Below are 22532 nucleotides of genomic sequence, written 5' to 3'. Positions count from 1 at the left end.
CAGCGGGAAAAGACGCTCCGTGTACGAGTCGGCGGAACTCCCCAGCGCTCTGCAACCGTTGCTGCACGACAGCGCTCTGCAACCGTTGCTGCACGACGTCGTGATGTGCGTGGCGGCCCCGGCCTTCGTGGCATCGCCGCGGGACGGACAACTGCGCGGTCTTCGGGCCGAGGGCTTCTACGGCCACGACCGCAGGCTGCTGCACACGGCCTGTCTGCTGATCGACGGACGCGAGCCCGAGCCGATCGGTGTACAGCCGCTGGGCCCCGACCGGGTGCGCTTCACCTCGGTCCACCGCTACCAGGGCGACCCGAGCGACGATCCCACCCTGATCGTCGAGCGGGTGCGGGTCGCGGGGCAGGGCGAGTTCATCCAGCTGAGGAACGTCGGTACGGTCACCCGGCGCCTGCGCCTCGAACTGGCGCTGGCGACCGACCTGGCGGACATCGCCGACGTCAAGCGGGGCCGCCGGACGCCGACCGTGCCGTGCACCGCCTCCGGGGACGGCGGCGGTCTGCGCTGGCAGACCCCGGCGGGCCGCGCCGAGGTCCGCACCGTGGGCGGGGCGGGCGCACCGGAGGTCACGGACGGACCGGAGGGCGGTACCTTCGCCTGGCCCGGGATCGTGCTGCGCCCGGGCGAGGACTGGCACACCCACGTCGGCGTGACCGGAGGCGCGGTCCCCACTCCGCCCGGTCACCCCGGCGCACCGCGGTCAGCGGCCCCCTGGGCCGAACCCCGGGTGGCGGGCGACCCACGGCTGGTGGCACTGGTCCGCCGGGGCCTGGACGACCTGGGGGCGCTGCGGCTCGCGGATCCCGAACGCGGAACGCGAACGGCGGGCGGCACCGAGGACCAGTTCATCGCGGCGGGCTGCCCCTGGTACCTGACGTTGTTCGGCCGTGACTCGATCTGGTCGGCGCGCATGATGCTGCCCCTGGGCACGGACCTGGCCCGCGGCACCCTGTGGGCCCTCGCGCGCCGTCAGGGCACGGCCCACGACGTGTTCCGCGAGGAGGCGCCCGGCCGCATTCTCCACGAACTGCGCCCGGCCGACGCCGAACACGGTCATGGCCTGCGTCTTCCCTCCCGCTACTACGGCTCGGTCGACGCGACCCCGTTGTTCGTGTCGCTCCTGGTGGACGCATGGCACTGGGGGCTGCCGGCGGAAGAGGTCGACGCACTGCTGCCGTACGCCGAGCGCGCCATGGAGTGGGTGCTGGAGGTCTGCGCCGGGGACGAGGACGGGTTCCTGCGCTACTACCCCCGGCAGGGCGGGCTGCGCCACCAGTCGTGGAAGGACAGCGAGGACGCCGTCCGGGACGCGACCGGCCGCCGTATCGAACCGCCGCTGGCGCTGTGCGAGGTGCAGGGGTACGCCTACCAGGCGGCGACGGGACTGGCCGAGCTGCTGTCGGCCCGCGGCCGTCACGACGCGGCCGTGCGGCTCCGTACCTGGGCGGACGCGCTGCGCAAACACTTCGCCGACACCTTCTGGGTGTCGGCACGGCGCGGTCCGGCCCCGCGGTACGTGGCGATCGCCGTCGGCCGGGGCCTGGAACCGGTCAGCGGGCCCGCGTCCAACATGGGCCAGTTGCTGTCCACCGGCATCCTGGACGCCGACGGCTGCCGGGACGTGGCGGCGTGGCTCGCCGCGCCCGAACTGAACTCCGGCTGGGGGCTGCGCAGCCGCTCCGCCGGGCTGCCCGGCTTCAACCCGCTGAGCTACCACAACGGTTCGGTCTGGACGCACGACACCGCGATCGCGATCCAGGGCCTGTCCGCGGCGGGCCGCCACGAGGAGGCGTACGCCCTGACGGCAGGCCTGCTCGACGCGGCGAGTCACTTCGAGTACCGGATGCCGGAACTGTACGGCGGCGACAGCCGCACGCAGGGAGCGCCCGCCCCGCTCGCCTACCCTGCCGCCTGCCGTCCGCAGGGCTGGTCCGCCGCGTCGGGTGTGGCCCTGCTGGGCGCCCTGCTCGGTCTCCGGCCGAATGCCAGGGAACGCACCCTCCGGGTCACCCCCATGGTCCGGGAGCTCTCCCCGACCGCGCCGCTGATCCGCACGGTCGAGAGCATTCGCCTGGCCGGACGGAGCATCACCGTCCGCACGGATCACCCGACGGACGGGATCACGGTCGAGGGACTTCCCGAGGGGTGGCGGCACGTGGCCTCCTGACGCCGCCGGAACGGAAGACCCGAACACTCCTCGTAGGACGACAGCAGGGGGGGCAGACAACGACTCTCCAGATCGAATTCCGCCACCACGCGCTTCCTCGCCGCATTGCCGACGGTGCGCGCCAGGCTCGGCGAGCGCAGCAGTTCGGTGATGTGACGGGCAAGAGCATCCGAATCGCCGGGCGGTACGAGGAACCCGGTCGAGCCGTCCCGGCCCACTCCCTCGGCGAGGCCGCCCACGTCGGTGGCGACCACGGGGCGTGCCGAACACATCGCCTCCAGCGCCGCGAGGCCCATGGGCTCGGCGAAGGTCGACGGACACACCACGACACGCGCGCGCCGGTACAGCTCGTGCATTCCGTCCACGCCCGCCCGGTCGAAACTCACGCGATCCGCGACATTCAAATCCTTGGCAAGCCTGGTCACGTCATCTCGGAAACCGACCTTTTCGCCATGGAAATCAACCGAATTCGGTGTGTCCATGAGAACAAGGCGAGGGCGCACCGGAAGATTTTCATTCAGGACCCGACGCATGGCCCGTACGGCCATGAGCGCTCCCTTGTCGGGAATGAGACGGGCCGGCAACAGAATGAGCGCCTCGTCGTCCGGTGCCGGATCGGCGAGTTCCGGAACCCGCAGGAAAGATTCGGCGTCGATGCCGAGATACATGAGTTCCGCGCCTTTCACCCCGAGGTCCTCCGTGCAGGCGTCGCGGAGGAAGCCGGAGACCGCGAAGTGCGCGTCGAACTCACCGCACGCCCTGGCCAGGGCGACGCTCTCGGGGTCACGCCAGATGCTGTGGTACGTGTGCAGCAGCACCAGGTCCAGGTCGGCCCTGAGGTCGAGCAGCGCCTCGGCCGGTGCCGCCGAGAAGTGATGAAGATTGTGGCCGTGGACCAACCGGATCTCCCTGCGGGCCAGTTCGCTCTTGAACCACGTGCGCAGTTCAGCCCGCTCCATGGCGCTCCCGGCGGCCCGGGACAGGTCGAGCCCCGGATGCCGCAGCACCTCGACCCCGCCCTCCGGGGGCGTCCGGACGTCCGACGTCCCCGTGAACACCGTCACCCGGTACCCACTTCTGGCGAGCAGCCTGGAGCAGTTCCAGAGGTACGACTCCACGCCGCCGACCGTCGGCGGGAACGCCCAGTGGACGAAGGCGACGTTCAGCGCCTTCGGGGTCTGTCGATCCGGCTCCTGCCTCATTGCCGCCTCCGGCCACCCTTGCCACCGTGCTCGGGCCACACCCGGTGAACGGCAGAACAGACTTGCGCAAGCCGGGATGTTATTCCACCGACCGGCCCCGAACTGATGGTTTCAACGAACCGGTTACCGATTGGTTGCACGGCAGAGAAGTAGGGAAAACAGAAGATTCGACGACATTCGCTCTGAACGTGGGTCGAATCCCACGGCAGTGGCGCGGCTTCGGGGGAACCACATGCGCGCTTGGGTGATCACTGTCTCCGCCGGGGCGGGAACCGGAACGACCGCGTTCGTCGCGGTGGCCGTGAAGGCCGCCGATTCCGGGGGCGCTCTGCTGTGGTGGTTGTCCGTCGCCGCGGGACTGGTCGCGGGCCTGGCCGGCGGCATCGCCGCGCAGGTCGCCCGCAGGTCCGGCCCGGACCTCCTGCCGGACGTGCCGACGAGCGCGCTCCAGGGGCCGCCGCACAACCTGCCCGTCCTCAGCATGTACTTCACCGGCCGCACCGCCGAGACCGCACGCATCGTGGGCGTGCTGCGGGGACCGGACCGCGGGCGCCGGCGGGACGAGCGGCCCGTGCCCCGGGTCTGTGTCCTGTACGGGGCGACCGGTGCCGGCAAGTCACAGCTCGCCGTGGCCTACGCCCGCGACCAGTTGGACCGGCACACCCTGACCTGGTGGCTCAACGCCTCCGGGCCCGACGCGCTGCGCACGGAGCTGCTGGAGTTCGCCCAGTACGTGGGCATCCACGACCAGGAGAGCAAGAACGTCGTCCTCATGAACCTGTGGCGCTGGCTGCGCGACCAGCGCGGCTGGCTGCTCGTCTACGACGGCTGGCCCGCCTACGAGGACGCGCTGCGCAGCCTGTTGCCGTCGGAGGGCGACGGCGAGGTGCTGATCACCACCCAGCAGAACCAGGGGTGGGACGGCCTGCGCGCGAGCCCCATCGGACTCCGGGTCTTCCCGGAGAACGAGGGCATCGAGTTCCTGCGGCGGCGCTTCGGCATCGAGCCGAAAGAGGCCTCGGAGCAGGACCTGGAGGCCTTCACCCGGCTCGGCCGCCAGCTCGGCTGGCTTCCGCTGGCCCTCGAACAGGCGGCGGCCTACATCGTCCAGGCGGAGACGACCGTGGCCGAGTACCTGCGCGACCTGCCCGGCGGAGCCTCGGTCGAGGACACCTTCCGGCTCGCCATCTCCCGCATCTCGGAGACCTCTCCCGCCGCGGTGGATCTGCTGCGGCTGTGCACGTTCCTCGCCTCGGAGGACGTGCAGAAGACCACGCTGATGCAGTACCGGTCGGTCCTCCCGGTCCGGCTGCGGACGGTGATGGCCGACCCGGTCACCTTCAACCGCGCGGTTCTGCTGCTGGTGGACCACTCCCTGCTGACGCGCAGCGGGGACTGGCGCGACGGATCCGCCGCCTACGGCATGCACCCGCGCGTCCAGACCCTGATCCACGACGGGCTGAGTCTGGCCGAGCGCCTGGAGTGGTCCCAGGCGGCGGTGCGGCTCGTGGAGGCCTGCTTCCCCGCGACTCCGGACCTGCTGGCGTCCAGGCCGGTGTGCGAACGGCTGATGCCGCACGTCGAGGCCGTCATCGACAAGCTCGCGTGGGGCGACGACGCCGACGGCGGGCTCGGCGCGTCCCAGGACCCGGAGGCGCTGGCCCGGCTGCTGCACCGCGTCGGCGCCTATCAGGAGCACCGCTGCGACTGGGTGCGTTCCCTGGACTTCTTCGAGCGGGAGGCCGAGCTGCGCGAGATCGGCAACGGCGGCGACCTCCTCGGCCGCGCGACGGCGCGGTACGCCGTGGCCCGTCAGCACTATCTCCTGGCCGGGCTGGACGACGCCGAACGGGAGTGCCGCCGTGCCCTCCGGCTGTGCGACGACCGCGAGGAGGAGGCGTTCCTGCGGTTACGGGCCCACTGCCAGCGACAGCTGGGAGGCATCATGCGCGAGCACAACCGTTTCCCCGAGGCACTGCGCGCGGCCCGGACCGCGGTCGGGATCTACGAGGGGCAGGCGTGGCGGGAGGAGAGCCTCGACTGGGCCGTCGCCGAGCAGGAGACCGGGCTGATCCACCGGAACGCGGGGCGCCTCACCGAGGCCACCCGGCACTACCGGCGGGCGGAGGAGTGCATACCCACCCGGGGCAACCAGGAGCCCCCCGACTACACCGTGTTCCGGGCCATGCTCCAGCGCGACCTGGGCATCGTCGCCCAGGACAGAGGGCAGCTGGAACACGCGGAGTCCATGCTCACCGAGGCCCTGACGGTGTTCGGCGCCCATCGGGGTCCAGAGGACTTCGAGACGGCCCAGATCGCCAAGTTCCTCTCGGACGTGCTCCGCCGGCGCAGCGAGAGCCACAAGGAGCAGGCGCGCCGGAGCCTGCGCCTCCTGCACCGTCGCGACCTGAGCCGCAGGGCCCGCGCCGAACTGGACCGGGCCGAGCGGCTCCTCGGTCCGGTGGTGGAGCTGCACCGCAAACGAAGCGAGGCGGAGGAGCACAAATACGCGGCCTGCCTCAACAAGCTCGGCTCCTTACGGCTCGCGCAGGGCCGGCCGGCCGAGGCGCGGCGGACGCTGGAGCAGGCCGAGGCGATCTACCTGCGGCTCTACGGCGAGCGGCACTACTACCGCGCCAAGTCCCTGACCCGGCTCGGTCCCGTGCTGCGTGCCCAGGGCGACGGCGGCGGCGCGGAGCACGTGCTCCGGGAGGCGGACGGGATCTTCCGGGCGGCCCTCGGTGACGACCACCCCGCGCTGATGGCGGTGTGCGAGCACCTGTCCGACTGCGCCTCGGACCGCGGCGACCACGAGGAGGCAGGCCGGCTCAGGCGCGAGGCGGACCGCATCCGCCGGCTGTTGTGAGCACGGTGACCCCGACCCTCGTGAACGCATGCACAAGCGGCCCCCTACCATGGTGCCCGTGCCAAAGCTGACCCCCGCCGACCTCGTAGCGGCGCTGCGCAACCCGCTCGCCTTCATCGCCGATCACTGGACGCCGGAGCCCCGGACCGTGCGGCGGGCGGCGCTCGCCGCGCTCGTCATGTCGGTGGTCATCGTGGTCACCGGCGGCGCGGTGCGGCTCACCGGCTCCGGGCTCGGCTGCCCGACCTGGCCCGAGTGCACCGCCGGCTCGCTGACCCCGACCGACGCGCTGAGCTACCACAGCGCCATCGAGTTCACGAACCGCATGCTGACCTACGTGCTGTGCGCGGCGGTCGGCTGGGCGATCATCGCGGCCCGGTCCCAGAAGCCGTTCCGGCGCAGCCTGACCCGGCTGGGCTGGGCGCAGTTCTGGCTCGTGATGAGCAACGCGATCCTCGGCGGCATCGTGGTGCTCGTCGGCCTCAACCCGTACACCGTCGCCGCGCACTTCCTGCTCGCCACGGCGCTCATCACGGTCGCCGCCCTGATGTGGCAGCGCACCCGCGAGGGCGACGGCGAGCCGCGTCCGCTGGTCGGCAAGGCCGTGCAGCAGCTGGTGTGGGCCCTGGTGGCCGTGACGCTGCTGCTCATCGCCGCGGGCACGGTGGTGACCGGTGCGGGACCGCACCCCGGCGACTCCGGCGACGTCGAGCGCATCGACGTCAGCTGGTCGGGGGTCGCCGAGCTGCACGCGGTGTTCGCCTGGATCGTGGTGTCACTGACCTTCGCCCTGTGGTTCTTCCTCAGGGGCGTCGGCGCGCCCCAGGGACCGCGGGACCGCGTCCGCGACCTGTTCCTGATCCTGCTCGGTCAGGGCGTGATCGGGTACGTCCAGTACTTCACGCACCTGCCCACGGTTCTGGTCGGCCTGCACATGTTCGGCTCCTGCCTGGTGTGGATCGGCGTGCTGCGCGTTCTGCTGTCCCTGCGGGAACGCGCCGAGGTGACGGCCGACGTGCCCGCTCAGGCGTACGAGGCCGTGAGCGCGTCGATCGCCGGGCCCAAGTAGTCCCGGGTCAGCCGGGCCCGGCGCGCCGTCCACTCCTCGGTGGGCGGGGCGGGGGCGTCGTAGCGGCGGCTCCGGATGTCCTCGACGACCTCGGCGGGCGCGCCCAGACCGGGCAGCAGGTCCAGGGCCTCGCGTTTGGAGATCAGGCGGCCTTCACGTGCGGTGACGGTGGCACGGGCGAAGGTGATCATCCCCAGGTCCACCCAGACGTCCTGGGTCCACAGCGGGGCCTTGTCGACGACGGGCCGCCAGTAGTCCCGCTGGTCCCGGACGACGAACTCGCCGAGTTCCCGGTCCGTCACCGGTGGCAGCAGCCCGTCGGGCGCCCGGCCGTACAGCACCCGTCCGAAGGCGTGCAGCTCACGCCGGGTCACCGGACTGACCGGCCGTTTGAACAACTGCCCGTACGCGTAGGTGAGATGGCTCCGGGTGGGGTCGGCAGCGGTCGACGGGGTCAGATAGGTGCAGTGCAGGACGGGGGCGAGCGGCAGCGCGCGCAGCCGGGCGTGCGCCACGGCGATCTTCCATACGACGGCCGGGGTCACCGGGCCCGGCAGCACCGCGATCAGGTCCAGGTCGCTGCGGCCCTCCTGATAGTCGTCGCCCGCGGCGAGCGAGCCGTGCGCCCACGCGGCCACGGGGTCCAGTGCCGACAGCTCGCGCACGAAGCGGGCCAGTAACGTCTCGGTGTCCATGGGCTCAGTCTGTACAGCTCACTCCAGCCCATACACCCGTTTCGCGTTCCCCGCCGCGATCAGCCTGGCCACGCGCTGGGCGTCGCCGAGCGACCAGGCGCCCTCGGCGACCCAGGTGCCGAGGACCCGGGCGAGGGACTCGCGGAAGAGGCGGGCGCCGACCACGTGCAGCTCGGGCAGGCCGTGGGCGCCGCTGGAGAAGAGGATCTTGCCGAAGGGGGCCAGTTCCAGGATCTCGGCGAGGATCGTCGCGGCGCGGGCGCCGGTGCGCACCAGGGCCGCGCCCGAGTCGGCGTACACGTGCGGGAAGACGCCGGCGAGGTGGGCGGCGTGGCGGTGGTAGGGGTAGCCGTGCAGGAGGACCAGGTCGGTGCCGAGGCCGGCGGTGGCCCGGACGAAGTCGGTGAGCAGGACCGGGTCGGTGCGGTCGATCCGGGCCCCGGGCTCGCCGAGGCCCGCGTGCAGCTGGAGCGGGAGACCGGAGGCGACGGCGATCCAGAGCAGGTGTCGCAGCAGGACCGGGTCGGCCAGCTCGCCGCCGACCCGGCGGCCCGCCAGCCAGCGGCCGGCCGCGCCTCTCACCTCACCGGGGCCGGGGGGTTCGGGGGCCAGGCCCAGGCCGTGCCGGAGACCGGCGACGGAGGTGAAGGCCACCGCGTTCGCCGCCGCGCCGTGCACCGACTCGGCGAGGTTGGCGAGGAACGACTCGACGGTGCCGGAGGTGTCGGCGACCTGCTCGGCGAGGAGCTCCAGGCGGACGATCTCGCGGGCCGCCGCGGCGCCGGTCGAGGCCATCTCGGCGGGGCCGGTGAGGTCGCCGGGCAGGCCGGTGTCGACGAGGTAGGTGGTGATGCCGCTGCCGCGCAGGAGACGGCGGCCGGTCTCCAGGACGCCGAGTTCGCGGCGCCGGGCCAGGTAGCGGGCCGGTGCGCAGTGCGGTTCCAGGCCCAGGAGCGGGGGGCACCAGCGCCGTACCGCGAAACCGGTCTGGGTGTCGAAGAGGGTGGTGCCGGCGGCCGGGGGGCCTTCGGTGCGGGCGAGCTGGGCCTCGAAGGTGCCGAGGCCCAACTCCGTTCGGAGTACGCCGTGGCAGTACTGGTCCACCAGGGACGGCGTCTCGATCATCCGGGCTCCCCGAGGTGGACGGTTGTTTAACCGTCTTAACGGGTGAACCGGGATTGAGGTCGCGGTTCGGGGAGGGAGTACCGGTTGATCGGCGGCTGCGGGCCGTATGCGGTTGCTCGCGCCCACGCGGCGGAGCCGCATGTCGATACGGCCCCGCGCCCCCGAGGGGCGCCTGTTCAGCCGCCGATCTGAATGCCGGCCATCCGCTTCCACTCGTACGGGCCCGTCGTCACCTTGGCCGCGAACTCGCCGTCGAAGGACTCGTGGACCGTGATGCCGGACTTGGCGACCGCCTGCTCGGCGATCTCGTACGTCGGGGCCACCAGGTCGCCCCAGCCGCCGTCCTCGCCGACGAGGACGATGCGGGCGCCGCGTTCGCCGATGTACGCCACCTGGCCCTCGGCGCCGCCGTGGGCCTTGGCGAAGGTGTCGATCTGCTTGGCGAGGCGCGCGACCTTGCGCTCGGCCTTCTGGTCAACCTGCTGCGTGTCTGCCATGGACAGGATGCTACTCACGAGTAGATCCACTGGCGAGGGCAGGACGATGTGATGTGGGTCAGCGCAGGAACGGGTCGACCGCCACGGCCACGAAGAGCAGGGAGACATAGGTGATCGACCAGTGGAACAGCCGCATCTCCTTGAGCTTCCCGCCCGTGACCTCGGCCTTCGCACGGTTCTGCAGCCCGTGCGCCTCCCACAGCCACCAGCCGCCCGCCACCAGGGCGACCAGCGTGTAGAACCAGCCGGTGTAGCCGAGGGGGGTGAGGAGCAGGGAGACGCCGACCATCACCCAGCTGTAGATGACGATCTGCTTGGCGACCACCTTGTTGGAGGCGACGACCGGCAGCATCGGCACGCCCACGCGCGCGTAGTCGTCCTTCACCTTCATGGACAGCGGCCAGTAGTGCGGCGGCGTCCAGAAGAACATGACGAGGAAGAGGATGACCGGCGCCCACGACATGGAGTCCGTGACGGCCGACCAGCCGATCAGCACCGGCAGACAGCCGGCGATGCCGCCCCACACGATGTTCTGCGAGGTACGGCGCTTGAGGATCATCGTGTAGACGACGACGTAGAAGAGCAGCGCTCCGAGTGACAGCCAGGCGCTCAGCCAGTTGACGGTGAGACCGAACAGCAGGGTGGAGACGACCGCCAGGGTGATGCCGAAGGCGAGGCACTCGCGCGGGCTGACCATGCCGGTCACCAGCGGACGCTGCGAGGTGCGGTCCATCAGTGCGTCGATGTCCCGGTCGATGTACATGTTCAGCGCGTTGGCGCCGCCCGCCGAGAGGTAACCGCCGGCGCAGGTGAGGAACACCAGCGTCAGGTCGGGCACGCCCTGCTGCGCCAGGAACATCACCGGAACGGTGGTGATGAGCAGCAGCTCGATGATCCGTGGCTTGGTCAGCGCCACGAAAGCTTTGACACGGGCCCCGAACGGCCGGTGGCTCGGGCTCTCGCTCGCACCGAGCACCCCCGCTGGACGGGATTCGACGGCCGTCACGCACACCCCTGACAGAGACTCCCAGCGAGCCCCGCCGTGTGAACTCACGGTAAAGGCTCGCGCGTACCACGCCACTTTAGACGTTGCCCATACCCCGACCTTCGCGGGGGTGGGGTCGTGTTGGCGGGCGTCTCGGGAGAGGGGTGGGGTGGCTCGATTGAGCAGTCAGATGAGCGGTTCCGTATTCATGTGCCGAATGCCTTCTCGGCCAGTCGGGAGGCGGATCCCCGAGAGTCCCGGCAGTCTGGAAACACTCGAAAAAATGCACGTCCTTACGGGGGTAGGCTCGACAACGGCCGGTGGGCACCCAGTGCACCGGCAGCCGGTGCGGGCATGTGCCCGGGGACCGGTAACCGAACATGTGGAGAGGAGCCCTGACTCAGGGTGAGCACCAAGCCGACCACCACAGACCTCGACTGGACCGAGTTGGACCAGCGGGCCGTAGACACCGCCCGCGTCCTGGCCGCCGATGCCGTACAGAAGGTCGGCAACGGCCATCCGGGTACGGCGATGAGCCTGGCGCCGGCCGCGTACACCCTCTTCCAGAAGGTGATGCGGCACGACCCGTCCGACCCCGACTGGGTGGGCCGCGACCGCTTCGTGCTGTCCGCCGGTCACTCGTCGCTGACCCTCTACACGCAGCTCTACCTGGCCGGCTTCGGCCTGGAGCTGGAAGACCTCGAAGCCTTCCGCACCTGGGGCTCGAAGACCCCCGGCCACCCGGAGTACGGCCACACCAGGGGCGTGGAGACCACCACAGGCCCGCTGGGCCAGGGTGTCGCCAACGCCGTCGGCATGGCCATGGCCTCCCGCTACGAGCGCGGTCTGTTCGACCCGGACGCGCCGCAGGGCGAGTCGCCGTTCGACCACTTCGTCTACTGCATCGCCGGTGACGGCTGCCTCCAGGAGGGCATCTCCGCCGAGGCGTCCTCGATGGCCGGCCACCAGAAGCTCGGCAACCTGGTCCTGCTGTGGGACGACAACCACATCTCGATCGAGGGCGACACCGAGACGGCCGTCTCCGAGGACACCGTCAAGCGGTTCGAGGCGTACGGCTGGCACGTGCAGCGGATCGCCCCGAAGCCGGACGGCGACCTGGACCCGCACGCCATCTACAACGCGATCGAGGCCGCGAAGAAGGTGACGGACAAGCCGTCCTTCATCGCGATGCGCTCGATCATCGCCTGGCCCGCCCCGAACGCGCAGAACACCGAGGCCGCGCACGGCTCGGCGCTCGGCGCGGACGAGGTCGCGGCCACCAAGCGCGTCCTCGGCTTCGACCCGGAGAAGAGCTTCGACGTCGCCGAGGAGGTCATCGCCCACACCCGCCAGGCCGGGGAGCGCGGTGCCGCGGCGAAGGCCGAGTGGGAGAAGTCCTTCCAGCTGTGGCGGGACAAGAACGTCGAGCGGGCCGCCGAGTTCGACCGCATCTCCGCGGGCGAGCTGCCCAAGGGCTGGGAGGAGAAGATCCCGGTCTTCGAGCCCGGCAAGGGCGTCGCGACCCGTGCCGCCTCCGGCAAGGTGCTCCAGGCCCTCGGCGCGGTCGTCCCCGAGCTGTGGGGCGGTTCCGCCGACCTGGCCGGGTCGAACAACACGACCATCGACAAGAACAGCTCGTTCCTTCCGGCGGACAACCCGCTGCCGGGTGCGGACCCCTACGGCCGCACCATCCACTTCGGTATCCGCGAGCACTCCATGGCCGCGGAGATGAACGGCATCACCCTGCACGGCAACACCCGTGTCTACGGCGGTACGTTCCTCGTCTTCTCCGACTACATGCGCAACTCCGTGCGGCTGTCGGCGCTGATGCACCTGCCGGTGACGTACGTGTGGACCCACGACTCCATCGGTCTCGGCGAGGACGGCCCCACCCACCAGCCGGTCGAGCACCTCGCCTCGCTGCGCGCCATCCCCGGCCTGAACGTGGTCCGCCCGGCCGACGCCAACGAGACCGCGATCGCCTGGCGCGAGATCCTCAGGCGCTACACGAAGGTCTTCGGCAAGGGCGCTCCGCACGGCCTGGCGCTGACCCGTCAGGGCGTGCCGGTGTACGAGTCCAACGAGGACACGGTCAAGGGCGGTTACGTCCTCTTCGAGGCGTCCAACGGGACCCCCGAGGTCATCCTGATCGCCACCGGCTCCGAGGTGCACGTGGCCGTCGAGGCGCGCGAGCAGCTGGAGGCCGACGGCGTGCCCACGCGCGTCGTGTCCATGCCGTGCGTGGAGTGGTTCGAGGAGCAGGACAAGGGGTACCGGGACAGCGTCCTGCCGCCGTCCGTCAAGGCGCGGGTGTCGGTCGAGGCGGGTATCGGCCTCACCTGGCACAAGTACGTCGGGGACGCCGGCCGCATCGTTTCCCTGGAGCACTTCGGTGCTTCCGCCGACGGCAAGGTGCTCTTCCGCGAGTTCGGCTTCACTGCCGAGAACGTGGCCGCCAAGGCCCGGGAATCCATCGCCGCCGCGCAGCGCTGACGCTCATATACGACACGTAGGAGATGTAATTCCATGACAGACGCACTCAAGCGCCTCTCCGACGAAGGCGTCGCGATCTGGCTGGACGACCTGTCGCGCAAGCGGATCACGTCCGGCAACCTTGCCGAGCTGATCGACCAGCAGCACGTCGTGGGCGTCACCACCAACCCGACGATCTTCCAGAAGGCGATCTCTTCGGGCGACGGCTACCAGCAGCAGGTCTCGGACCTCGCCGCCCGCAAGGTGACCGTCGAAGAGGCCATCCGCATGATCACCACGGCGGACGTCCGCGACGCCGCCGACATCCTGCGCCCGGTGTACGACGCGTCCGAGGGCCAGGACGGCCGCGTGTCGATCGAGGTCGACCCGCGCCTCGCACACAACACCAAGGCGACCGTCGCCGAGGCCAAGCAGCTGGCCTGGCTGGTCGACCGCCCCAACACGCTCATCAAGATCCCGGCCACCAAGGCGGGTCTGCCGGCGATCACCGAGGTCATCGGCCTCGGCATCAGCGTCAACGTCACGCTGATCTTCTCGCTGGAGCGCTACCGCGCGGTCATGGACGCCTACCTCTCCGGCCTGGAGAAGGCCAAGGAGCGCGGCCTCGACCTGTCGCTCATCCGTTCGGTGGCGTCGTTCTTCGTGTCCCGGGTGGACACCGAGATCGACAAGCGCCTGAACGACCTGGGCACCGACGCGGCCAAGGCGCTGCGCGGCAAGTCCGCCGTCGCCAACGCCCGGCTCGCCTACCAGGCGTACGAGGAGGTCTTCTCCTCCGACCGCTGGCAGGCGCTGGAGAACGCGGGCGCCCGCAAGCAGCGTCCGCTGTGGGCCTCCACCGGCGTGAAGGACCCGGCGTACAAGGACACCCTGTACGTCGACGACCTGGTCGCGCCGAACACGGTGAACACCATGCCGGAGGCCACCCTCGTCGCGGTCGAGGACCACGGCGGCATCACCGGCGACACGATCACCGGCACGTACGAGCAGGCCCGCGCCGACCTCGACGCCGTCGAGGCGCTCGGGATCTCGTACGACGACGTGGTCCAGGTTCTGGAGGACGAGGGCGTCGAGAAGTTCGAGGCGTCCTGGAACGACCTGCTCAAGTCGACCCAGGCGGAGCTGGAGCGCCTGGCCCCCTCGGAGGGCTAAATTGTCGAGCAGCAACCCGCTGCGTGACCCCGCAGACCGACGGCTCCCGCGTATCGCGGGACCGTCGGGTCTGGTCATCTTCGGTGTCACGGGCGACCTCTCCCGCAAGAAGCTCATGCCCGCGGTCTACGACCTCGCCAACCGGGGTCTGCTGCCGCCGGGCTTCTCCCTGGTCGGCTTCGCCCGCCGCGAGTGGGCCAACGAGGACTTCGCCGCCGAGGTCCACGACGCCGTCAAGGAACACGCCCGCACCCCGTTCCGCGAAGAGGTCTGGCAGCAGCTCATCCAGGGGATGCGCTTCGTCCAGGGAACCTTCGACGACGACGACGCCTTCGAGCGGCTCCGCTCCACCATCGAGGAGCTGGACAAGGCGCAGGGCACCGGCGGCAACTTCGCCTTCTATCTGTCCGTCCCGCCGCGCTCCTTCCCTGTGGTCATCCAGCAGCTGAAGAAGCACGGCCTGGCGGACCAGACCGGCGGCTCCTGGCGGCGCGCGGTCATCGAGAAGCCCTTCGGCCACGACCTGAAGTCGGCCGAGGCGCTCAACAAGGTCGTGCACGAGGTGTTCGAACCGGACCAGGTGTTCCGGATCGACCACTACCTCGGCAAGGAGACCGTCCAGAACATCCTGGCGCTGCGCTTCGCCAACACCATGTTCGAGCCGATCTGGAACCGGTCCTTCGTGGACCACGTCCAGATCACCATGGCCGAGGACATCGGCATCGGCGGCCGCGCCGGCTACTACGACGGCATCGGCGCCGCCCGTGACGTCATCCAGAACCACCTGCTCCAGCTGATGGCCCTGACCGCGATGGAGGAGCCCGCCTCCTTCGACGCGGACGCGCTGGCCGCCGAGAAGGAGAAGGTGCTCGGCGCGGTACGGCTGCCGGACGACCTGGGCAGGCACGCCGTGCGCGGTCAGTACGCGGCCGGCTGGCAGGGCGGCGAGAAGGTCATCGGCTACCTCCAAGAGGACGGCATCGACAGCAAGTCGAAGACCGACACCTATGCCGCGGTCAAGGTGGAGATCGACAACCGCCGCTGGGCGGGCGTCCCCTTCTACCTGCGCACCGGCAAGCGCCTGGGCCGTCGCGTCACCGAGATCGCGGTGGTCTTCCAGCGGGCCCCGCACTCCCCCTTCGACCACACGGCGACGGAGGAACTGGGCCAGAACGCGATCGTCATCCGCGTCCAGCCCGACGAGGGCATCACGGTCCGCTTCGGCTCCAAGGTGCCGGGCACCTCGATGGAGATCCGGGACGTGTCGATGGACTTCGCCTACGGCGAGTCGTTCACCGAGTCCTCGCCGGAGGCCTACGAGCGGCTGATCCTGGACGTGCTGCTCGGCGACTCCAACCTCTTCCCGCGTACGGCGGAGGTCGAGCTGTCCTGGAAGATCCTCGACCCGATCGAGGAGTACTGGGACCAGCACGGCAGGCCCGCCCAGTACCCGTCGGGCACCTGGGGTCCCGCCGAGGCCGACGAGATGCTCGCACGAGACGGACGGAGCTGGCGCCGGCCATGAAGATAGACCTCACGGACACCACGGCCGGCAAGGTCAACAAGGCGCTGGTGCGAGGCCGCCGGGCCATCGGCACGCCCGCCGTGGGCATGGTGCTGACCCTCGTCATCGTCACCGACGAGGAGAACGCGTACGACGCCCTGAAGGCCGCCGGCGACGCCTCGCACGAGCACCCCTCGCGCACGCTGGTCGTCATCAAGCGCGTCTCCCGCTCCCCCCGCGACCGTACGGCGTCCCGCCTGGACGCCGAGGTCCGGGTGGGCGCGGACGCGGGCTCCGGCGAGACGGTGATCCTGCGGCTGTACGGCGAGGTCGCCGACCACGCCGACTCGGTCGTACTGCCGCTGCTGCTGCCGGACGCGCCCGTCGTCGTCTGGTGGCCGGTGAACGCCCCGCTCGACCCGGCGCAGGACCCGCTGGGCGCCCTCGCCCAGCGCCGGGTCACCGACACCTACTCCTCCGAGCAGCCGGTACGGGAGCTGTCCGCCCGCGCGGACGCCTACACCCCCGGCGACACGGACCTGTCCTGGACCCGGATCACGCCCTGGCGCTCGATGCTGGCGGCGGCCCTGGACCAGGTGGTCTGCGACGTCAAGGCGGTCGAGGTGGAGGGCGAGGAGTTCAACCCGAGCTGCGAGCTGCTCGCGATGTGGCTCGCGGACCGGCTGGACGTCCCCGTCAAGCGCTCCCTCTCGGCCGGCCCCGGCCTGACCGCGGTCCGCCTCGCCACCAGCGAGGGCGCGATCGCGCTCGACCGCGCGGACGGCTCCCTCGCGACCCTGTCCATCGACGGTCAGCCGGACCGTGCGGTGGCGCTGAAGCGGCGCGACACGGCCGAGCTGATCGCGGAGGAGCTGCGCCGGCTCGACCCGGACGACACCTACGCGTCGGCGCTGCGGTTCGGCGTGGAGCGCCTGAACGCGTCGGCCGCCGCGGAACCGGTACCGGAGGCTTCGGCTCCGGAGGTCTCCCCCAAAGGAGAACCGGTCACCCACGCGGCAGCAGCCCCCGAAGCCGCTGCCGAGGCTCCCACGACAGAAGCGGCACCGCAGGAAAGGCCGCCGCTGAAGAAGAGGGCGAAGGCGACATGAGCACTCCCCAGCTGGTCGTGCACCGCGACAAGGAGCTGATGGCGCAGGCCGCCGCGGCCCGTCTGATCACGAAGATCGTGGACGCCCAGGCCTCCCGGGGCGAGGCGTCCGTGGTCCTCACGGGCGGCCGCAACGGCAACGGCCTGCTGGCCGCCCTGGCGGCGGCCCCGGCCCGGGACGCCATCGACTGGGGCCGGCTCGACCTCTGGTGGGGCGACGAACGCTTCCTGCCCGAGGGCGACCCGGAGCGCAACGTCACCCAGGCCCGCGACGCCCTGCTCGACCAGGTCCCGGTGGACCCGAAGCGCGTGCACGCCATGCCCGCGTCGGACGGTCCCTGGGACACGGACGTGGACGCGGCGGCCGAGGCCTACGCGGCGGAGCTGGCCCGCTCGGCCGGCCCCGAGAACCACGGCTCGGTGCCCACCTTCGACGTCCTGATGCTGGGCGTCGGCCCGGACACCCACGTGGCCTCGCTCTTCCCGGAGCTCCCCGCGGTCCGCGAGACGGAACGCACGGTGGTCGGCGTCCACGGCGCCCCCAAGCCGCCGCCGACCCGTGTCTCCCTCACCCTCCCCGCCATCCGCTCGGCCCGCGAGGTCTGGCTCCTGGCGGCGGGCGAGGACAAGGCCGAGGCCGTCGCCATCGCCCTCTCGGGCGCGGGCGAGATCCAGGCCCCGGCGGCAGGCGCCCAGGGCCGCCAGCGCACCCTGTGGCTCCTGGACTCGACGGCAGCCTCCCAGCTGCCGCGGTCGCTGTATCCGCCGGCTTCGGCGTGACGAAGCCGGCGAAGCCCTGATGGAGGAACCCGTACGGCCACCGCGGCCGTACGGGTTCTTTCATGACCGGCTCTAACGCCCGCGCAGCTCCCGGTACTTGGCCACCAGCGCCTTCGTCGACGCGTCCAGGCCGGGCACCTCCGCGCCCTCCGTCAGGGCGGGTTCCACGCGCTTGGCGAGGACCTTGCCGAGTTCCACGCCCCACTGGTCGAAGGAGTCGATGTTCCAGACGGCGCCCTGGGTGAAGACCTTGTGCTCGTACAACGCCACCAGCTGGCCGAGGACCGACGGGGTGAGTTCCCGCGCGAGGATGGTCGTCGTGGGGTGGTTGCCCTTGAAGGTGCGGTGCGGGACCTGCTCGTCCGGGACACCCTCCGCGCGGACTTCCTCCGCCGTCTTGCCGAAGGCCAGCGCCTGGGTCTGGGCGAAGAAGTTCGCCATCAGCAGGTCGTGCTGGGCCTTGAGTTCACCGCTCAGCTCGGCGACCGGCTCGGCGAAGCCGATGAAGTCCGCCGGGATCAGCTTGGTGCCCTGGTGGATCAACTGGTAATACGCGTGCTGGCCGTTGGTGCCGGGCGTGCCCCAGACGACCGGGCCGGTCTGCCAGTCGACCTCCTTGCCGTCGCGCGCCACGTGCTTGCCGTTGGACTCCATGTCCAGCTGCTGCAGGTAGGCGGTGAACTTGGAGAGGTAGTGCGAGTACGGCAGCACCGCGTGCGACTGGGCGTCGTGGAAGTTGCCGTACCAGATGCCCAACAGGCCCAGCAGGAGAGGCACGTTGGACTCGGCGGGGGCGGTGCGGAAGTGCTCGTCGACCAGGTGGAAGCCGTCGAGCATCTCGCGGAAGCGGTCCGGGCCGATGGCGATCATCAGCGAGAGGCCGATGGCGGAGTCGTAGGAGTAGCGGCCGCCGACCCAGTCCCAGAACTCGAACATGTTGGCCGTGTCGATGCCGAAGTCCGACACCTTCTCGGAGTTCGTGGAGAGGGCCACGAAGTGCTTGGCGACCGCTTCCTGACCGGCCTTCAGCTCGGTGAGGAGCCAGTTGCGGGCGGAGGTGGCGTTGGTGATCGTCTCGATGGTCGTGAACGTCTTGGAGGCGATGATGAAGAGGGTCTCGGCCGCGTCCAGGTCGCTGGTGGCCTCGTGCAGGTCGGCGCCGTCGACGTTGGAGACGAAGCGGACCGTGAGGCCGCGGTCGGTGAAGCTGCGCAGCACCTCGTAGGCCATCGCGGGGCCGAGGTCGGAGCCGCCGATGCCGACGTTGATCACGTTCTTGATGCGCTTGCCCGTGTGGCCGGTCCAGGCGCCGGAGCGGACACGGTCGGCGAAGTCGGCCATCCTGTCCAGGACCGCGTGCACCTGCGGCACCACGTTCTCGCCGTCGACCTCGATCACCGCGTCGCGCGGGGCGCGCAGGGCGGTGTGCAGCACCGCGCGGTTCTCGGTGACGTTGATCTTCTCGCCGCGGAACATGGCGTCCCGCAGGCCGAAGACGTCGGTGGCGGCGGCCAGCTCGCGCAGCAGCCGCAGCGTCTCGTCGTTGACCAGGTGCTTCGAGTAGTCGATGTGGAGGTCGCCGACCTGGAGGGTGTAGCCCGTACCGCGTCCGGGGTCGGCGTCGAACAGGTCCCGCAGATGGGTCTCGGCGAGCTCCTCCCGGTGCTTGGCGAGCGCGGTCCACTCGGGCGTCTGGTTGAGCCTGGTACGGCCGTCTGCGTTCATTCCGACTTCAGCCTTCTTCCTTGCACCTGTCCTGCTGCGTGTCTGCGCCGCTGCCGTTCCAACCTAGTTGATCAGCTCGGGGCACGGCCTGCCGTCACGCTGTCCCGCGGCGCAACAACAGGTACGTCCGGCCGGCGCACCGGTATCAACGAGGTGACCGCCAGGCCGAAGAGGACGGCGGCCAGCAGCGCGGGCCCGTTCAGGCCGTAGGCTCCCGCGACGGCTCCGCCGAGGAGGGCGCCGAGCGGCGCGCCGGACGTGGAGGAGGTGCGGAAGGCGGCGGCGATCCGGCCGGTCATCGACTCGGGCGCGCGTTGCTGCATCAGCGTGACCTGGTTGACATTCCACACCATGTTCATTGCGCCGAGCAGCAGCATGCCTGCGACGAGCGCGCCGAGGTGCCGGACAGTGCCCATGAGCACCAGGGAGGACGTCTGGACCGTCCCGGCGACCAGCAGGGCCCGCACCCGGCCGGTGTGGCGGGCGATGCGCTGGGCGAGGAAGCCGCCGGTGATGCTGCCGGCCGAGTAGGCGGTCATGGCCGCGGCGTATCCGGCGGTACCGGCGTGCAGCCAGCGCGTGACGTGCAGCACGAGGGTGGCGATCAGGGCGCCCATGCCGATGTTGCAGAGCAGGGTGGCCACGCAGACCGCCCGCAGGGCGCGGTCCTGCCACAGGGCGCGCAGGCCCTCGCCGATCTCCGTGCGCAGGGTGCTGCCGGCCGGGCGTGGCGCCCGCTCCGGCGGCGGGGTCCGCAGCGAGGCGACCAGGGCGGCTGCCGCGAGATAGGTGCTCGCGTCGGCCGCGAAGGGCACGAACGCGCCGGCCGTCAGGAGCAGCGGCACGAGCGGGGCGCCGAGCAGGCCGCCGGCGATCTGCTGGCCGGTCATCAGTCTGGCGTTGGCCCCGCCCAGGGCGTGCCGGTCCACCAGGGAGGGCAGCAGGGCCGTGGAGGCGTTGTCGAAGAGTGTCTGCAGGGTGGTGAGCGTGAAGGCGAGCAGGAGCAGGAGGGCGATCGAGGCGTGACCGAGTGCGACGGCGAGTGCGAAGGCGGCGACGAGCAGCCCTCGTACCGTGTCCACGGCCCACATCGCGCGCCGCTGGTCCACCCGGTCCGCGACGGCGCCGCCGAGCAGGCCGAACAGCAGCCACGGCGCATAGCCGCAGGCGGTCACCGAGGCGATGGCGAGCGGGTCGTCGGTCAGGCGCGCGGCCAGCAGGGGCAGCGCGGACGCCCGTAACGCGTCCCCGAACCGGGAGACCACGGCGGCCGTCCACAGCCGCCCGAATCCCCCGCGCCACGCGGGTGCCCCCTCGCTCACCGTCACCGCCGCCCCTCACGATTCGCCGATGCACAAACCGTAGAGGGCACCACTGACAATGAGCCGGACGCGTACCCGGCCCCGGCCGCGGAGACAGCTCCGGCCGGGCGCCCGCAGGCTTCCGGCCGGTCCCAACTCCTAGATCTCGCCCCGCAGTTTGGCGAGCGCCTCGGCGAGGATCGCCTCGCCGTCCGCGTCGCTGCGCCGCTCCCGTACGTACGCGAGGTGCGTCTTGTACGGCTCGGTGCGCGGCGGGTCCGGCGGGTTGTCCCGGTCCTGACCGGCCGGGAAGCCGCAGCGCGGGCAGTCCCAGGTCTCGGGCACCTGCGCGTCGCTGGCGAAGCTGGGCTGCGTCTCGTGCCCGTTGGAGCACCAGAAGGAGATGCGCAGACGCGGCGCGGACTCGCCGCGCTCGGCCTCGCCCATCGGCCCCGCCCCGACCCGGCTACCTCGGATCGCGTTGCCACTTGCCACGGTCGTAACTCCCTGCGTGATGGTGCCGCGAAGCGAGTCGGCGTGTCGCTTCGTTGCGAGCGCCTCAGTCTACGTAAGGCCCAACGCGCGTCCAGTGGTGGGAGTTACCGCCCCAGCACCTAGACGCAAGCCCCATGATAGGCCGCGCTCAGGTGCGCGTACCGAACATGGGGCCTTACGTACAGATTGTGCGTGTGTGCGAGTCGCGGATCAGCTGTTCGTCTTCATCAGGATGCCGAGGACGATGATGCTCGCGAGCCACAGCAGACCGATCACCAGGGTGATCCGGTCCAGGTTCCGCTCGGCGACCGAGGAGCCGCCGACGGAGGACTGCATACCGCCACCGAACATGTCGGAGAGGCCGCCGCCCTTGCCCTTGTGCATCAGCACCAGCAGCATCAGCAGCAGGCTGAAGACGATCAGGGCGATCGAGAACCCCAAAACCACGGCTGGACCAACTCTCTCGGATTCGGATGAACGACTCTGGTGAACCACGGGGACAAAGCGGCAAGCCGCCTTGTCCCCGCAAGGGTACGACGGATCGTCCCCTGGGCCTACTCGCTCGGCCTGATCACTGATCGCGGAAGCGCACGATCTTGACGAATTCGTCCGCGTCCAGCGAGGCACCGCCCACCAGGGCGCCGTCGATGTCGGCCTGCGCCATGATCTCGGCCACGTTGCCGGCCTTGACGGAGCCGCCGTACTGGATGCGGACCTGGTCGGCCAGCTCCTGGCTGTACAGCTCGGCGAGCTTGGCGCGGATCGCGGCGCAGACCTCCTGGGCGTCCGCGGCGCCGCAGACCTTGCCGGTGCCGATGGCCCACACGGGCTCGTAGGCGATCACGACGGTCTCGGCCTGCTCGGCCGGGAGGTCCTTGAGACCGCCCTCGACCTGGGCGAGGGTGTGGGAGACGTGGTTGCCCGCCTCGCGGACGTCCAGCTCCTCGCCGACGCACAGGATCGGGGTCAGACCGTGCTTGTAGGCGGCCTTGACCTTGGCGTTCACGATCTCGTCGGTCTCGGCGTGGTACTGGCGGCGCTCGGAGTGGCCGATGACCACGTACGTGCACTTCAGCTTGGCCAGCATGGGGCCGGAGATCTCGCCGGTGTAGGCGCCGGAGTCGTGCGCCGACAGGTCCTGGGCGCCGTACTTGATCTTGAGCTTGTCGCCGTCGACCAGGGTCTGCACGGAACGCAGGTCGGTGAAGGGCGGCAGGACGGCGACCTCGACGGCCTCGTAGTCCTTGTCGGCCAGGGCGAAGGCGAGCTTCTGGACGTGCGCGATGGCCTCGAGGTGGTTGAGGTTCATCTTCCAGTTGCCCGCCATGATCGGCGTGCGAGTGGTCATACGGG

General features: G+C 70.7%; 18 protein-coding genes. 8 read left to right on the top strand and 10 right to left on the bottom strand.

From position 1 onward, the window contains the following. Nucleotides 1–19 precede the first annotated feature (19 nt). A complete protein-coding gene (locus ABT137_RS10025; protein ID WP_351705328.1) occupies nucleotides 20–2182 on the top strand; it encodes a glycogen debranching N-terminal domain-containing protein in 2163 nt (720 codons plus the stop codon). Here ABT137_RS10025 and ABT137_RS10020 read toward each other — a convergent pair. Then, complete coding sequence (locus ABT137_RS10020; RefSeq protein ID WP_351705325.1) at nucleotides 2119–3384, bottom strand: glycosyltransferase family 4 protein; 1266 nt, start codon at nucleotides 3382–3384, stop codon at nucleotides 2119–2121. The genes ABT137_RS10025 and ABT137_RS10020 overlap by 64 nt on opposite strands. Before the next feature lie 244 nt (nucleotides 3385–3628). Here ABT137_RS10020 and ABT137_RS10015 point away from each other — a divergent pair, with 244 nt between their 5' ends. Both ABT137_RS10015 and ABT137_RS10010 read left to right on the top strand, forming a co-directional pair. Next, a complete protein-coding gene (locus ABT137_RS10015; RefSeq protein ID WP_351705322.1) occupies nucleotides 3629–6250 on the top strand; it encodes a tetratricopeptide repeat protein in 2622 nt (873 codons plus the stop codon). Between the two features lie 49 nt (nucleotides 6251–6299). Further along, a complete protein-coding gene (locus ABT137_RS10010) occupies nucleotides 6300–7319 on the top strand; it encodes a COX15/CtaA family protein (protein WP_351705319.1) in 1020 nt (339 codons plus the stop codon). On the opposite strand, the gene ABT137_RS10005 is transcribed toward ABT137_RS10010, so the two are convergent. The 4 genes from ABT137_RS10005 to ABT137_RS09990 all read right to left on the bottom strand — a co-directional run bounded on the left by ABT137_RS10005 (nucleotide 7274) and on the right by ABT137_RS09990 (nucleotide 10648). Next, nucleotides 7274–8014 carry a nucleotidyltransferase gene (locus ABT137_RS10005; protein ID WP_351705316.1) on the bottom strand — a complete coding sequence of 247 codons (741 nt, stop codon included), beginning with the start codon at nucleotides 8012–8014 and terminating at the stop codon, nucleotides 7274–7276. The two genes, ABT137_RS10010 and ABT137_RS10005, sit on opposite strands and share 46 nt — an antisense overlap. Nucleotides 8015–8032: 18 nt before the next feature. Beyond that, entirely contained in the window at nucleotides 8033–9139 is a 1107-nt protein-coding gene (locus tag ABT137_RS10000; RefSeq protein ID WP_351705313.1) for an amidohydrolase family protein, read from the bottom strand. 176 nt (nucleotides 9140–9315) lie between these two features. Next, nucleotides 9316–9636 carry a hypothetical protein gene (locus ABT137_RS09995; protein ID WP_351705311.1) on the bottom strand — a complete coding sequence of 107 codons (321 nt, stop codon included), beginning with the start codon at nucleotides 9634–9636 and terminating at the stop codon, nucleotides 9316–9318. 58 nt (nucleotides 9637–9694) lie between these two features. Beyond that, nucleotides 9695–10648, bottom strand: a complete 954-nt coding sequence (locus tag ABT137_RS09990; RefSeq protein ID WP_351705308.1) for a heme o synthase — start codon at nucleotides 10646–10648, stop codon at nucleotides 9695–9697. A 378-nt stretch (nucleotides 10649–11026) separates the two neighbouring features. On the opposite strand from ABT137_RS09990, the gene tkt reads away from it, so the two are divergent. From tkt to pgl, 5 genes are read left to right on the top strand one after another with little or no spacing between them, the layout of a single operon-like run. Beyond that, on the top strand, nucleotides 11027–13114 hold the full coding sequence (gene tkt / locus ABT137_RS09985; RefSeq protein ID WP_351705305.1) for a transketolase: 2088 nt from the start codon (nucleotides 11027–11029) through the stop codon (nucleotides 13112–13114). 33 nt (nucleotides 13115–13147) lie between these two features. Next, nucleotides 13148–14266: a transaldolase gene (gene tal / locus ABT137_RS09980; RefSeq protein ID WP_351705303.1), complete on the top strand. Its 1119-nt coding sequence runs from the start codon at nucleotides 13148–13150 to the stop codon at nucleotides 14264–14266. Between the two features lies 1 nt (nucleotide 14267). Beyond that, nucleotides 14268–15791, top strand: coding sequence for a glucose-6-phosphate dehydrogenase (zwf, locus tag ABT137_RS09975; protein ID WP_351705300.1), 1524 nt, complete (start codon nucleotides 14268–14270; stop codon nucleotides 15789–15791). Next, nucleotides 15788–16879 (top strand): glucose-6-phosphate dehydrogenase assembly protein OpcA, encoded by a 1092-nt coding sequence (opcA, locus tag ABT137_RS09970; RefSeq protein ID WP_351705297.1) that lies wholly within the window; start codon nucleotides 15788–15790, stop codon nucleotides 16877–16879. The genes zwf and opcA overlap by 4 nt, the downstream gene beginning before the upstream one ends. Then, complete coding sequence (gene pgl, locus ABT137_RS09965; RefSeq protein WP_351705294.1) at nucleotides 16876–17658, top strand: 6-phosphogluconolactonase; 783 nt, start codon at nucleotides 16876–16878, stop codon at nucleotides 17656–17658. Before opcA ends, pgl begins: the two co-directional genes overlap by 4 nt. Before the next feature lie 72 nt (nucleotides 17659–17730). Here the strand turns inward: pgl and pgi are convergent, their stop codons facing one another. From pgi to tpiA, 5 genes are all read right to left on the bottom strand, one after another. Beyond that, complete coding sequence (gene pgi, locus ABT137_RS09960; protein ID WP_351705291.1) at nucleotides 17731–19383, bottom strand: glucose-6-phosphate isomerase; 1653 nt, start codon at nucleotides 19381–19383, stop codon at nucleotides 17731–17733. A 71-nt stretch (nucleotides 19384–19454) separates the two neighbouring features. After that, on the bottom strand, nucleotides 19455–20705 hold the full coding sequence (locus tag ABT137_RS09955; RefSeq protein ID WP_502984500.1) for an MFS transporter: 1251 nt from the start codon (nucleotides 20703–20705) through the stop codon (nucleotides 19455–19457). A 138-nt stretch (nucleotides 20706–20843) separates the two neighbouring features. Beyond that, nucleotides 20844–21179 (bottom strand): RNA polymerase-binding protein RbpA, encoded by a 336-nt coding sequence (locus ABT137_RS09950; protein ID WP_003976875.1) that lies wholly within the window; start codon nucleotides 21177–21179, stop codon nucleotides 20844–20846. A 210-nt stretch (nucleotides 21180–21389) separates the two neighbouring features. After that, nucleotides 21390–21620, bottom strand: coding sequence for a preprotein translocase subunit SecG (gene secG, locus ABT137_RS09945; protein WP_502984499.1), 231 nt, complete (start codon nucleotides 21618–21620; stop codon nucleotides 21390–21392). Between the two features lie 130 nt (nucleotides 21621–21750). Then, nucleotides 21751–22527, bottom strand: coding sequence for a triose-phosphate isomerase (gene tpiA / locus ABT137_RS09940; RefSeq protein WP_351705285.1), 777 nt, complete (start codon nucleotides 22525–22527; stop codon nucleotides 21751–21753). Nucleotides 22528–22532: the final 5 nt, after the last annotated feature.

This window comes from Streptomyces sp. NPDC001980, assembly GCF_040296885.1.
Classification (GTDB): domain Bacteria; phylum Actinomycetota; class Actinomycetes; order Streptomycetales; family Streptomycetaceae; genus Streptomyces.
The sequence above is the reverse complement of the archived record's forward strand: the minus strand, read 5'-3'. Positions and strand labels throughout refer to the sequence as shown.